This window comes from Mesorhizobium sp. M1A.T.Ca.IN.004.03.1.1, assembly GCF_003997555.1.
Classification (GTDB): domain Bacteria; phylum Pseudomonadota; class Alphaproteobacteria; order Rhizobiales; family Rhizobiaceae; genus Mesorhizobium.
Window position 1 is genome coordinate 26,904 of the sequence record NZ_RZTV01000017.1, and the last position, 12,670, is coordinate 39,573.

10 protein-coding genes and 1 pseudogene are annotated in these 12,670 nt (G+C 62.6%); 7 read left to right on the forward strand and 4 right to left on the reverse strand.

Features of this window, described 5'->3' with window-relative positions:
* Nucleotides 1-587 precede the first annotated feature (587 nt).
* Nucleotides 588-1,370: a DUF2243 domain-containing protein gene (locus EOD29_RS28785; protein WP_127248620.1), complete on the reverse strand. Its 783-nt coding sequence runs from the start codon at nt 1,368-1,370 to the stop codon at nt 588-590.
* 334 nt (nt 1,371-1,704) lie between these two features.
* On the opposite strand from EOD29_RS28785, the gene ctaD reads away from it, so the two are divergent.
* Both ctaD and EOD29_RS28795 read left to right on the forward strand, forming a co-directional pair.
* Nucleotides 1,705-3,363, forward strand: coding sequence for a cytochrome c oxidase subunit I (gene ctaD, locus EOD29_RS28790; RefSeq protein WP_127213881.1), 1,659 nt, complete (start codon nt 1,705-1,707; stop codon nt 3,361-3,363).
* Between the two features lie 266 nt (nt 3,364-3,629).
* A complete protein-coding gene (locus EOD29_RS28795; RefSeq protein ID WP_127248621.1) occupies nt 3,630-4,592 on the forward strand; it encodes a manganese catalase family protein in 963 nt (320 codons plus the stop codon).
* On the opposite strand, the pseudogene EOD29_RS28800 reads toward EOD29_RS28795, so the two are convergent.
* From EOD29_RS28800 to EOD29_RS28810, 3 genes and pseudogenes are all read right to left on the reverse strand, one after another.
* Nucleotides 4,588-4,878 (reverse strand): annotated as a pseudogene (locus EOD29_RS28800) (MFS transporter); the annotation flags it as partial. The gene EOD29_RS28795 and the pseudogene EOD29_RS28800 overlap by 5 nt on opposite strands.
* A gap of 94 nt (nt 4,879-4,972) precedes the next feature.
* Complete coding sequence (locus EOD29_RS37440; protein WP_347403985.1) at nt 4,973-5,188, reverse strand: DUF1259 domain-containing protein; 216 nt, start codon at nt 5,186-5,188, stop codon at nt 4,973-4,975.
* A gap of 114 nt (nt 5,189-5,302) precedes the next feature.
* On the reverse strand, nt 5,303-5,884 hold the full coding sequence (locus EOD29_RS28810) for an amino acid synthesis family protein (protein WP_095802751.1): 582 nt from the start codon (nt 5,882-5,884) through the stop codon (nt 5,303-5,305).
* Between the two features lie 162 nt (nt 5,885-6,046).
* Between EOD29_RS28810 and EOD29_RS28815 the strand changes: the two genes are divergently transcribed.
* From EOD29_RS28815 to EOD29_RS28835, 5 genes are all read left to right on the forward strand, one after another.
* Complete coding sequence (locus EOD29_RS28815) at nt 6,047-7,843, forward strand: helix-turn-helix domain-containing protein (RefSeq protein ID WP_095802738.1); 1,797 nt, start codon at nt 6,047-6,049, stop codon at nt 7,841-7,843.
* 167 nt (nt 7,844-8,010) lie between these two features.
* Nucleotides 8,011-8,988, forward strand: a complete 978-nt coding sequence (locus tag EOD29_RS28820) for a flavin reductase family protein (protein WP_127248623.1) — start codon at nt 8,011-8,013, stop codon at nt 8,986-8,988.
* Nucleotides 8,989-9,010: 22 nt separating this feature from the next.
* Complete coding sequence (locus EOD29_RS28825) at nt 9,011-10,522, forward strand: aldehyde dehydrogenase (RefSeq protein ID WP_127248624.1); 1,512 nt, start codon at nt 9,011-9,013, stop codon at nt 10,520-10,522.
* A 34-nt stretch (nt 10,523-10,556) separates the two neighbouring features.
* Nucleotides 10,557-11,633, forward strand: a complete 1,077-nt coding sequence (locus EOD29_RS28830) for an LLM class flavin-dependent oxidoreductase (RefSeq protein WP_127248625.1) — start codon at nt 10,557-10,559, stop codon at nt 11,631-11,633.
* A 2-nt stretch (nt 11,634-11,635) separates the two neighbouring features.
* Nucleotides 11,636-12,463 (forward strand): alpha/beta fold hydrolase, encoded by an 828-nt coding sequence (locus EOD29_RS28835; protein WP_127248641.1) that lies wholly within the window; start codon nt 11,636-11,638, stop codon nt 12,461-12,463.
* Nucleotides 12,464-12,670 lie beyond the last annotated feature (207 nt).

A 12,670-nucleotide genomic window follows, 5' to 3' on the forward strand; every position in this document is an offset into this window, starting at 1 on the left:
GAAGGCAACCAAAAGAACGGCCCACCCCTGATGCCATGCAGGAGCGGGCCTGCGGAGGATAGGGGCTCCGCGCGGCAGCGCACGGCAAACAGCGGAGGGCATAGCGCCGCCGGGCCCCAAACTTACCCGAATGCGAGGTGTTCCTCGGCGTCGGAACATTTTCTTTGTGATCCGGTTTCTCGGGCAGGACCGCCCCCGTTTGAGGTCGCATGGCGTAGCGTGTGCTCGCCAACTTCACCTGGCCGGTAATGTCTCAGGCAGCACACATCATCGCGAAGACGCTCGGCACAGGCCGCCGGGCAGCGTTGGGAACGTCGTGCCGGCTATCCGCGCCATGATTGCTGCACCGGGCTTCCCGGGCTCTCGCTTGACGCCCAGCGGTTCGAGTCGCATTCCCAGCATGTAGTCTAGGCAGCGGCGGCGGCAAATAGCTTCTTCGTCATGCGATTGCGAATGGCGCCTTAGTTCGAGTATGCGATGGAATCCTTGTTTTTTACGGGGGCGGGCGCATGCTTACCGCCTCTTTCTCGACCGCCACGAAATGATTGGCGCCTCATCCTTTTCTACTCGCCGAGCTGCGCCCCGCATCAGACCTTGACGGCAGACCAGGCCAGGCAGCCCGCGGCGACCGGCGTTGTGCTGACGAGAACGGCTCCTTCCGCGTGAAGCGTTATGAGGCCGGCCCAAGAGACCTCGTCGACCACCCAGATTGTCCCACCTTTATCTGTCGATTTTAGGTTCGTCCGCGCCTCGAGTACGGCCCGCACCATTTGGGCCGGGCTTAGACCTTCCCGGAAGACGACGATCGTGTGGGTTGCACCCTCGAAGCGCTGGCCTGCGCCCGCAGTCAGCCCAGCTAGCATGGCAACGCTCATCAAAGCAGCCGCCGCGCCCCGTGCTGGTCCTCCCCGATTGGGCATCAGGAGAACGAGCACCAAAGGCAAGATGCCAAAAATAACCAGCCATCCGATGTCCCATGCCAGGGGCACTTCGCTCGCCATCCTGATCCGGTGAAGGCCGAGCAGCCAATGAATGATGACCGCGTCAACGATGTGCCAGATGCCGAACCCGGCCAAGGCGAGCCGTAGAATTTCGCTCGTCGTGCCGGGGCGCGCGCCAGATGCACGAGCCGCCACGAGCAACACCGTGCCCAAAATGCACAACAGATACATGAGCAGGTGAAAGAGGCCGTCCGCCAGAATTTGGAAGCGCAAGTCTGATCCTGCCGGTTCGCGAAGGCCGGACAGGAGGTGGTGCCACTGCAGGATCTGATGCAGAACGATGCCGTCGAAAAAGCCGGCCAGCGCAAAGCCAACGAGCAGCCACCCGACAACGGCCTTCCGATTGATTGCTGGCCAGTTCAAGCGCATGACTGGCGCCCTACCTCAAAGTGGCCGGACGAGGGGTGACCGGCAACCTCGGTCTGAGGTCGTCGACTGGCGCAGCCGGAATGTCTTCGGTGAGCCCGTGGACGCCATAGCTCGCCTCAATCCAGAACGCACAGATTAGGCCTCCGACCACAGCCAGGAGTACTAGCACTGCCGCAATAGTTTCGAGCATCAGACGTCGCTCCCTGTTCAGCCCGTTTGCCCGAACATCCCGGGGTTGGAGTTGTTCCCTTGGCTTGGAGATTACGGCTGATCATCAGGAACAATACCGTCAATGCGAGGTTGGGACGCGCTTGCCTGCTCAAAGGAGATCACTATGCCAGCCTCATCGGCGAAAGCCGATACTCCGGCTCCGGCGCACAAGCCGGCAGGAGTCACCCGATGGGTGTTCTCAACTAATCACAAGGACATCGGGACACTTTATCTGATTTTCGCGATCCTTGCGGGCATCATTGGCATGCTCCTGTCAGTCGCTATGCGCATCGAACTTCAGGAACCGGGTATACAGATCTTTCCTGGCTTGGCCTCGTTTGTATACGGCTTCGAGGGTGCCACGGCCATTGATGCAGGCAAGCAGCTCTACAACGTATTCACGACAGCACACGCCCTTATCATGATCTTCTTCGCGGTCATGCCCGGTCTGATCGGCGGCTTTGCCAACTGGATGATACCGCTCATGATCGGGGCTCCTGATATGGCTTTCCCGCGGATGAACAACATTTCTTTCTGGCTGCTGCCGCCTGCCTTCATTTTGCTCTTGATGTCGCTGTTCATGCCCAGCGTACCAGGAGGCTATGGTGCAGGAACGGGATGGTTCCTCTACCCAACGCTGTCGACGTCGGGCCATCCTGGGCCTGCCGTTGACCTGGTCATTCTGTCGCTGCACATTGCCGGGGCCTCATCCATCCTCGGGGCGATCAATTTCATCACCACGATCTTCAACATGCGTGCGCCCGGCATGACGCTCCACAAGATGCCTCTCTTCGCGTGGTCGGTTCTGATTACAGCATTCCTTCTTCTCCTCGCGCTCCCCGTTCTGGCAGGCGCGATCACGATGTTGCTGACTGACCGGAACTTCGGCACTGCCTTCTTCCTCCCGGACCAGGGCGGCGATTTGCTCCTCTACCAGCATCTTTTCTGGTTCTTCGGTCATCCGGAAGTCTACATCATGATCCTCCCGGCATTCGGCATTGTGAGCCAGGTAATATCGACCTTTTCGCGCAAACCGATCTTCGGCTATCTCGGCATGGTCTATGCGATCGTGGCGATCGGCGCGATAGGGTTTGTCGTCTGGGCGCACCACATGTACACCAGCGGCATTGGCCTGGACACGCAGCGCTATTTTACCTTCGCGACAATGGTGATTGCGGTGCCGACAGGTATTAAGGTCTTCTCCTGGATCGCCACGATGTGGGGCGGATCGATTCGCCTGCAAACGCCCATGCTCTGGGCGTTGGGATTCATTTTTCTGTTCACAATCGGTGGGGTAACAGGCGTTCAGCTGGCCAATGCTGCGCTCGACCGTGAATTGCACGACACTTACTTCGTCGTCGCGCATTTCCACTACATACTCTCACTGGGAGCTCTCTTTGGGATCTTCGCGGGCTGGTATTACTGGTTCCCGAAGATGACCGGGTATATGTATAACACTCTACTGGCGGGAGTGCATTTCTGGACGACTTTTGTCGGCGTCAATCTGGTCTTCTTCCCGCATCACTTTCTAGGTTTGGCGGGCATGCCGCGCCGCTACATAGACTATCCCGATGCATTTGCAGGCTGGAATATGGTCTCTTCCTATGGGGCCTACATATCTGCCGCGAGCGTACTGTTCTTCCTGGCCGGAGTGGTCGACGCCTTCTACAGACGAAGGGAGGCCGGCGATAATCCTTGGGGTCCGGGAGCCACGTCCCTGGAGTGGATGTTGCCTTCGCCACCGCCGTTCCATCAATGGGACAGGCTCCCGATCATTAAATAGCCCGGGTCGGCGATTTCGGCGCCCATGCGTGACGGTCCCTGCAGCCAATGCCCTGGCTCTCGTGGCCCTCAATCAGCATCCAACACGACGGGGTTGGTGTTGGCCCGGGAGAGTACCGGGCCCCTAGCGAGCCGTTCCTGATCCCCGGTCGGGCTCGCGGATAATTCATCGCCATGCACGAACTTGATAGCCAAACAGAACGACCAGCGCCAAGGAACATTTCTGATCCAAGGATGTTCGGGGAACCCCAACCCTGGAGAAACCTCATGTTCATGCACAATAAGCGACTGCAATACACCGTCCGTGTGTCGGAGCCGAATCCGAAACTGGCATGCATGATAATGGAGCAGTTCGGCGGAGCCGATGGCGAGTTGGCCGCCGCTATGCGCTATTTCGTCCAAGGGCTGGGCGAGGATGATGTCGGTCGAAAAGACATGTTGCTCGACATCGCAACCGAAGAACTAAGCCACCTCGAGGTGGTCGGGTCAATTGTCACAATGCTGAACAAGGGACTCAAGGCACACCTTGCCGAGGGACAGATGAAGGAAGCTGAGCTGTATTTGATGGTTGGCGCCAGCGGCACAACGGCCAAGGAGTCAATCCTGTTTGGCGGCGGACCCGCATTGTGCGACTCGGCCGGAGTGCCTTGGACCGCCGCCTATATCGATTCTCGCGGCGAACCAACGGTGGACCTGCGCTCCAACATCGCGGCCGAAGCTCGTGCCAAGATCGTGTACGAGCGACTGATCAACATCACCGATGATCCCGGCGTCAAGGATGCCCTCGGTTTTCTGATGACGCGCGAAGTCGCCCACCAGAAGTCCTTCGAGAAAGCGCTGTACGCGATAGAGAACAACTTCCCGACGGGCAAACTCCCGGGCATCGAGAAATATGCCAGCATGTACGTCAACACCTCGCAGGGCGAAGGAGACGCCACGGGACCCTGGAACTCGGGAGGCGAATGGGACCGCATCGACAATCTCGAAGAGGTGATGCCCGCCGACGGGGGCGACGGGATGGCGACTGTCAAGCTAAATGCCAAGGACAAGAAGGTCGCGGCCAATCTGGCGGAGCGGACACTCTCGGACCCGGCTTCCGATCCGATGACCGGCGCCGATCTTGGAGCAGGACCGGGGGCGGGCCGCACCAAGAACGGTGACATGGGCGGCGCCGCCAACATCCAGGAGGCGCCGGCGCAGGCAGCGGCCGCTACTCGCAAAACAAATTGATCGTGCCCAGGAAAGCCACGAGCAGAACAGCTGCATAGGTGCTTGACTGCGTGTAGGCCACCCCGGTTGCGATCATCAGCCCGGACGCAGCCAAAAGCAGAGTGCGCCGGTCCGCCCGTACGGCCAGGAATCCAATGCCGAGCGTCAGCAGCGCCGAACCAAGGAGTGCGGCGGTGGCGACAACGCCGATCCCGAGCGGTCCAAGCCCGATTGAAGCCAGGTATACCGGCAAGAGCACTGCGGCAAAGCCATCGCCAAAGTCTCGACAGGCCCGCGCCGCGTATATGTCCGCAGCGCGGCCGCCTTTCCTAAGGTGCTTGACCTCGCCAGGGCCAACGCAGTTGCCTTCGGAATTTCGAAGGGACTCTGTCAAAGATCAGCTACCCGTCATGAGGTGTACTTGATCGAGGGCCAGGTTTAGTCCTTTGGCCAACTTCCCGACAGTCGTCATTCGCCCAGAAATCAATGGAGAACAGCCCGGGTTCGTCGTCGGGCTGGTTGTGCATGGACGTGACCTCTATTCCGCTTTCCCGCAACGCTTTTAGCACCGAGTTCAGGTCGGAAGCGATCAAGAGCAAGTCGCAAATCTGAGCCACGGCGAAAATGAACCATTCGGCTGCTTTGCGCCCCGTGTCGGCCGTTGAGGTCAGCTGTGAGTATCTCGAAAGCGGACGTCATCGACGACAACGCAAAGGACGTCGCACAAGGCACTACGTCGCGGCTTCCTGCTCCATCTCCTTCATGTCCTGAAAGCGGTCCGCGATCCGCGGGTGGAGCCGGCCGCCATCCGCCGCGCCGATGGCAACGACGATCTCGTCGGCGGCCGGGCCATCGGCAATCTGGAAATTGGCGGTGATGAAATGCGAGCGGCGACCGTGCTCGCTCTTGTGCATCATCGGCAGCGACAGCAGCGCTCCCGGCGCGTTGCGCGTGTTGCAGAATTCGAGATAGGTCGTGCCGCCGACGGCCTCGCGGAACACATTGCCGAAGCGCAGTGTGTGGATCATGGCCGAGGCGTGCTCGATCTCGCCGGAGACCCCGACGGCCGCGGCCTTGCCGTAGCTCTCGATGCGCTCCGCGGGCATGAGCTCGAGCAGGCGGCGTGTCAGCTCATGGCCCAGCCGGGGTGTGATGGCCACGATCTCCGGTCGCAGATTCTCGACAAACCCTCGCCCGGCCCAGGGATTGCGCAAGACGCCGGCGACGACGATCGACGTGACCGGCCTGGCGCCCGCCTTGCCGCCTTCGATGTGCACTTCCTCGATGAAGGTGCAGACTTTTCGCAATTCCATGATTTCGAGTCCCGTTGGTGGAAGCCTAGCCTAGTAAGCCCCAGGGGACAGGTATTCCTCCGGTTCGTAGGAAGAATCGGCGTGCGCCACGCTTGGAAGCTGTGTAGCGTTGGTATATCCGCGAGGGCTTAAATTGACCCTTCGCGAGGCGGAAGACCGGGCGTGGACCACGAGTCGCAAATTCTCTCTTTGCGGGACGCCGCCAGCCTCATCAATTCGGGTGGCGATCTCCAGTCGGTGCTGCGCGACCTCGTGCTGGCAGCTTGCCGCCATGCCAAATGGACGCTTGGCTCGATCATGAGCATTGATGCGCCGCATGGCCACGCCTATGTCATCGTGCGCCATGACCCGACGCTCATTCAGCGCACTTTGCCTGACCGTTGGGAACTGGCCACCAGTCCTTCCATCGTCGCGCTCAACCGCAACGAGCCTGTCTACATCAGGGACGCGCGGATGTCCGAGGAGTTTCCGGGCTACCGCCGCGAGGCGTTCGAGCGCGACTACCGCAGCGTGCTCGTCATGCCGATGAACTGCGTCGATGAGGACGGCCGGCCGATGGTGCTGACGGTCGTCTCGCGCGAGATCACCGAAGTGAGCGCTGAGGATATCGCTTTCATCGGCATGATCGTGCATCTGGGCGAGATCGCGGTGGAGAAGCAGCACCGCCTGCGCCAGGAAAAGCAGGCCGGCGAGCGCCTGCAGCGCGCCCTGGCTGCACACACCTCCCTTCTGCAGCAGGCCCTGTCGGAAGGATCGGTGGCCGCGCTCGCCGACAAGGTCGGCGAGCTGCTGCCCAATCCGGTTGTGGTAATCGATTTCCATGCCAACCTGGTCGTGGCCGGCCGCTCGCCGAGCGAAGCGCATTTCGACGCCGCGTCCTGGCAGCAGGCGGTCGGCGGCGTGCTCAACCGACAGATATTCAAGGTCGCGCGCGGCGCCTCGGAAGCGCGCCAGAACGAGACGCTGTTCGTCGATGACGGCAAGCACCGGCTCAAGCTTTCGGTGCGCCTCGAGCCGCTGACCATCGACGACGAAGTGGTTGGGGCGCTGATGATTTTTCCGACGCCGCAGCAGTCGGGCCAGCTCGACCAGATGCTGCTCGACAGCGCCAAATTCGCGCTGAGCGTGCAGATGATGCGCAGCTTCGTGCGCTTCCGCTTCGAGACCAGATCGCTGACCGAACTTTTCCTGGAGGTCGTTGAGCGCCGCTGGCGCGACGAGGCCGATATCGTCAATCGCGCCCGTCGATTGGGGGTCAATCTGACAACGCCGCAAAGATTGATCGTCGTCGACTATGCCGATGAGGCCAAGGATGGCAGCGGCGGTCTTGCCGATCCCCACCACGCATTGGTCCGGCTGCTGGAACAGGCAGGCCTGGGGGGCACTGTCATCGCCGTCGAGGGCGGCCTGGTCTGTCTCGTTGAGGAGGATACCGGGCGGGATACGCGTCTGGGGAAGCTGCCGAACAAAATCGCCGGGGAGCTTGGCCGCTATTTCGAGCGTGAGCCGGCGGTCTTGGCTTCCGAGGTTTGTTCTGCGCTAGCCGACTATCCGACCGCGTGGGAGCGCTGCCGCCGCATGATCCGTATCGGTCGGTCCTTCGGGCGCACCGGCGTTTTTGCCGGCCAGGATTTTGGTCCGCTGCCGATGCTGGTCGCCGCAGCCGACGTGCCCGACGTGCGCAACTTCGTCGACAAAAGCGTCGGCGCGCTGATCGCGCATGATCGCGAGCACGGCACGCCCTATCTGGACACGCTGTTTGCCTATCTGCGCGACGGCTGTCGCAGCCAGGCTTGTGCCGACGCCCTCGGGCTGCACGTCACCACCTTGCGCTACCGCCTGTCGCGCATGAAGGAATTGTTCGGCATCAAGCTGGACACACCCGAACAGCGCTTTGCGGTCGAGCTAGCGATCCGCCTCAGCGGCATTATCGACAGCCGCGTGCCGGCCGTCCGCTAGAACCGTTCCACCCCTGCCGCCATTTCAGGCCCCGTGCAGGCACGGGCACGCCGCGCTTCCGCTTGCTCGGGTCGGCAGCAGCGCGTCGTGAACTCTTTCCTATAGATCGGAGGAAGAACGATCGCCGGCTCCTGACTAGCTTCCGTCCAACGATGTGGAGGAAGACGATGGCAGATGCGATGACACAAAGGACGATCGACCCGATCGCCTTGCGTCGTGCCTTCGGCACCTTCGTCACCGGGGTCACCGTCATCACTACGCGCGACGGCGACGGCAATCCGCGCGGCATGACCGCCAATTCCTTCACCTCCGTCTCGCTCGATCCGCCGCTGCTGCTGGTCTGCGTCGGCAAGTCGGCGGCGAGCTTTCCGGCCTTCAACGAGGCGCAGTCCTTCGCAGTCAATTTCCTTCATGAGGGGCAGGTCGATGTCTCGTCGGTGTTCGCTTCGAAGACGGCGGACAAGTTCCAGTCGGTGAACCATGACCGCGCCCACACCGGCGCACCGGTCCTCACCGATAGCCTGACCTGGTTCGACTGCACCGTTCACAACCGCGTCGAGGCCGGCGACCACATCATCCTGATCGGTCAGGTGCAAGCCTTCGGGACCAGTCCGTCGGCGCCGCTCGGCTTTTGCCGCGGCCGCTACGCCAGCGTGAAGGATCCTCTGCCGGCCGGTTGGCTCGCCTCTCAGGACATGATCATCGGCTATCTGGTCGAAGCGGGGAACCGCATCCTTCTACGAAGCGACGGCAAGGGCGGCTTCGTGCTGCCGACGGGGCGGCGCCGCAAGGCGGACAGCAGACTGCTGCTGGACGGCGGCGAGGCGCTGAGCCTCGTACCGGAAAACACCTTCCTCTATTCGGTGTTCGATGTCGCCGACAGCGACCCAGGTTACCTGATCTATCGCGCCGAACTTAGCCGCGACGGCACACAAGCCACGCTGCCGGACAGCCATGCCTTCTTTCCCGTCGACGCGCTGCCCTATGACCAGATCGCCACGCACGAACTGCGCGCCATGCTGCGCCGCTATGCGCGCGAACGGCAGGACAAGCGCTTCGGCATCTACATGGACAGCGGCGACGGCGGCCGCGTCGCGATGATCGACGGCCAGTCGCAATCGTGGACGCAGGCTGCATCCGAATGACGATCCACGCGGGACAGACAGCATGAAAACGACGGTCGCATCGCTCGAAGGGTCGCGCCAGGACCTGTTCATCAACGGCGCGTTCGTGGCGCCGAAGAACGGGCAATATATCGACAGTTACGACCCGACCACCGGCAAGCCCTGGTACCAGTTCGCCGAAGCCAGCGAGGAGGATGTTGGCGCGGCTGTTGCGGCGGCGCGCGCTGCATTTGCCGATCCGACCTGGCGGCGTATGACCCAGACCGACCGCGGCAGGCTGGTGCGCCGGCTTGCGGAACTGGTGCTGGAGCGTGCCGACGAACTGGCGCTGATCGAGACCCGCGACAACGGCAAGCTGCTCAAGGAAATGCGGGCGCAGATGCGCGCCATGCCTGACAGCTACACCTACTTCGCCGGCATGGCCGACAAGCTGCTTGGCGACACCATTCCGGTCAACAAGCTCGACATGCTCAACTTCAACCTTCGCGAGCCGATCGGCGTGGTCGGCATGATCACGCCGTGGAACTCGCCGCTGATGCTGCTCACCGGCACGCTAGCGCCGTGCCTGGCGCTCGGCAACACGGTGGTTGTGAAGCCGTCGGAGCATGCTTCGGCCTCGACACTCGCTTTGGCCGAGCTGATCATGGAGGCAGGCTTCCCCGCCGGCGTCGTCAACGTGGTGACCGGCACAGGAGCAGTCGCGGGAGACGCGCTGACCCGGCATCCGGGCATCGCCAAATTCGTCTTCACCGGCTCGACCGGGACCGGGCGGCGGATCGCCGCCAATGCGGCGCAAAACCTCATTCCCTGCTCGATGGAACTTGGCGGCAAGTCGCCACATGTCGTCTTCGGCGACGTCGATATCGAGCATGCCGTGAACGGCGTCGTGTCCGGTGTCTTCGCGGCCGCAGGCCAGACATGCGTCGCCGGCTCGCGTTGCTTCGTCGAGGCAAGCGCATATGAGCCTTTCGTCGAGGCGCTGGTCGAGCGCACAAGGCGGGTGCGGGTTGGACCGCCGATGCTGGAGGACACCGATATCGGCCCGCTGGCGCTGTTGGCTCAACTCGCCAAGGTGGAAACCTATGTCGCTTCCGGTGTGCGCCAGGGCGCCCGGATCGCGGCCGGCGGCAAGCGGCCGCAGTCGGACGAGCTTGCCGGCGGCTGGTATTTCGAACCGACCGTGATGACCGACGCCGACAACGGCATGGAGTTCATGCAGGAGGAGCTGTTCGGCCCCGTCGTCGGCGTCATCCCGTTCTCGTCGGAGGACGAGATGATCCGGCTCGCCAACGACACCCGCTATGGTCTCGCCTCTGGCATCTGGACACGCGACATCAACCGCGCGCTGCGCTTCGCCAGGAATGTCGAGGCCGGCACGGTCTGGATCAATACCTATCGCGCCTCTTCCTTCATGTCCGCCAATGGCGGTTTCAAGGAAAGCGGCTACGGGCGGCGCGGCGGCTTCGACGCGATGGAGGAGTTCTCGCGGCTGAAGAACGTCGTCATCGACTATTCGGGCGCCATGCAGGATCCGTTCGTCATCCGCCTTCGCTGATCAAAAAACCCGACGCAACGACCGGGAGACCGACATGAAATTCGCCGTATCGCTAACTATGGAGCGCTTCTCGCCCGACATTCCGATGGAAAGGGTGAAGCGCAACCTGCTGGAACTGGCGCGGATGGCCGACGAGGGCGGCTTCGAGACGCTATGGACGGCGGAGCACCACACGATCGAATGCACGATCTCGCCCAATCCGCTGATGACGCTGACCTGGCTAGCGCAGCACACCGAGCAGATAAGGCTCGGCACCTCGACGCTGGTCGCGCCCTACTGGAGCCCGATCCGCCTGGCAGGGGAGGCGGCGCTTTGCGACCACCTGACCGGCGGGCGGCTGGAATTCGGCATCGCGCGCGGCTCCTACCAGTATGAGTTCGACCGTATGGCCGGCGGCATGCCGCAACAGGAAGGCGTCGCCTATCTGAAGGAGTTGGTGCCAGCGGTAAAGCGACTGTGGGCCGAGGACTATGCCCATGACGGGCACTACTGGAGGTTCCCTTTGGCCGCCGGCGTTCCGAAGCCGCTGCAGAAGCCGCACCCGCCGATCTGGGTGGCCGCACGCGATCCGGGCACATTCGATTGGGCGGTCGGCATCGGCGCTTCGATCCTGTCGACACCCTTGTCGGCGCCGCCGTCCGAAGTGGCCGTCCTTGGCGAGAAATTCCGCAAGGCCGTCGCCGATCATCCGGAGGTGCCACGGCCGCGCCTGATGATGCAGCGCCGCACCTGCGTCTACGAAAGAGAGCAGGACTGGGAGGTCGCGGTCGGACACGCCATCAATTATGGCCGCGCCTTCGAGAACCTGTTCCAGAATATCGGTACCGTGCGCAACGGCTTTCCCGAAGCCGTGCCCTACGAGAGCGTCAAGGGCAAGGATAACTACAATCCCGAGAATATCCGCCGCAACCTCATGTTCGGCACGCCGGACGAGGTGATCGAAAAGCTGCTCGACTACGAGGCCGCGGGCGTCGACCAATACTGCCTCGGCCTGACGTTCAATCTGCCGTTCGAGCTGCAGAAAAAGACGATCCAGCTTTGGGTCGACGAGGTGATGCCGGTCTTCGCCGCGCGCGAGCGTGACAAGGCGCGCCAGGCGGCGAGGGCGTGACCATGGCGCGCTCCGGCCAGCTCGATGTCAAAGGCGTGCTGCTCAACTGGCGCCTCGAGGGCGAAGGGGGGGTGCCTCTGGTCTGCATCCATGGCGTCGGCTCCTACCTCGAAGCCTGGAACGGCGTGGCCGAGCGGCTGAAGGATTGCTTCGCGGTCCTCACCTTCGACCTGCGCGGCCATGGCCGCTCCAGCCGGGTCAAGGGCCGTTACGAGATCGACGATTTCGTCGGCGAAACGCTGGCGCTGGCCGACCATCTCGGGTTTTCCACGTTCAATCTGGCTGGATTTTCCCTGGGCGGTCTGATCGCCCAGCGCTTGGCGCTGACGCATGCCGAGCGGTTGCGGAAACTGGTGCTGCTGTCGACGGTCGCCGGCCGCACGCCCGAGGAGCGGCAAGCGGTGCGCGGCCGGCTGGCGGCGCTGATGGCGAGCGACGCCTCGACGCATCATGCCGCCTCGCTGTCGCGCTGGCTGACGGAGGATTTTCAGGACAGCAACCCCGGCATCATCGCGGAACTGCGTGGGCGTGACGCCGAGAATGACCCCGACTGCTACGCCGCCGCCTACCGGGTTCTCGCCGAAACCGATTACGGCGGCATCCTCGACCGCATCACCTGTCCGACGCTGATCGTGACCGGCGAGAACGACCAGGGATCCAGCCCGCGCATGGCGCGGCTGATGCACGAACAGGTGCAGGGATCCGAGCTCGCAATCCTGCCGGGGCTTCGTCACTCGATCCTGATCGAGGCGCCGGCTCTCATTGCTGAAACGATGGCCGGCTTCCTGCTCAGCGCCGGCTGCGGGAGAGGAGCCGGCGCGCATGGGTAACGGTCTTCGCGGAGCGGGAGCGGCCGGCTTGCCAAGCGGCACCTGGCCGAAAACAAGCCGAGGTTTTCCCCGTGAGCGAGGGAATGACGACGGCAAACATCCCGCGCAGCAACGGAAGACCGGACCGGCCAGGGCATCGCTAAATGCGGGAGCCGTTCGCAGGACGCCGACCTCGTCGCCAAGGAATTGCGAGATCATGACCGGCTG

Coding starts and splice junctions, on each gene's coding strand:
- EOD29_RS28785 (WP_127248620.1), bottom strand. CDS start 1,370: ATGCGCTTGAACTGGCCAGCAATCAATCGGAAGGCCGTTGTCGGGTGG.
- ctaD (WP_127213881.1), top strand. CDS start 1,705: ATGCCAGCCTCATCGGCGAAAGCCGATACTCCGGCTCCGGCGCACAAG.
- EOD29_RS28795 (WP_127248621.1), top strand. CDS start 3,630: ATGTTCATGCACAATAAGCGACTGCAATACACCGTCCGTGTGTCGGAG.
- EOD29_RS28810 (WP_095802751.1), bottom strand. CDS start 5,884: ATGGAATTGCGAAAAGTCTGCACCTTCATCGAGGAAGTGCACATCGAA.
- EOD29_RS28820 (WP_127248623.1), top strand. CDS start 8,011: ATGGCAGATGCGATGACACAAAGGACGATCGACCCGATCGCCTTGCGT.
- EOD29_RS28825 (WP_127248624.1), top strand. CDS start 9,011: ATGAAAACGACGGTCGCATCGCTCGAAGGGTCGCGCCAGGACCTGTTC.
- EOD29_RS28830 (WP_127248625.1), top strand. CDS start 10,557: ATGAAATTCGCCGTATCGCTAACTATGGAGCGCTTCTCGCCCGACATT.
- EOD29_RS28835 (WP_127248641.1), top strand. CDS start 11,636: ATGGCGCGCTCCGGCCAGCTCGATGTCAAAGGCGTGCTGCTCAACTGG.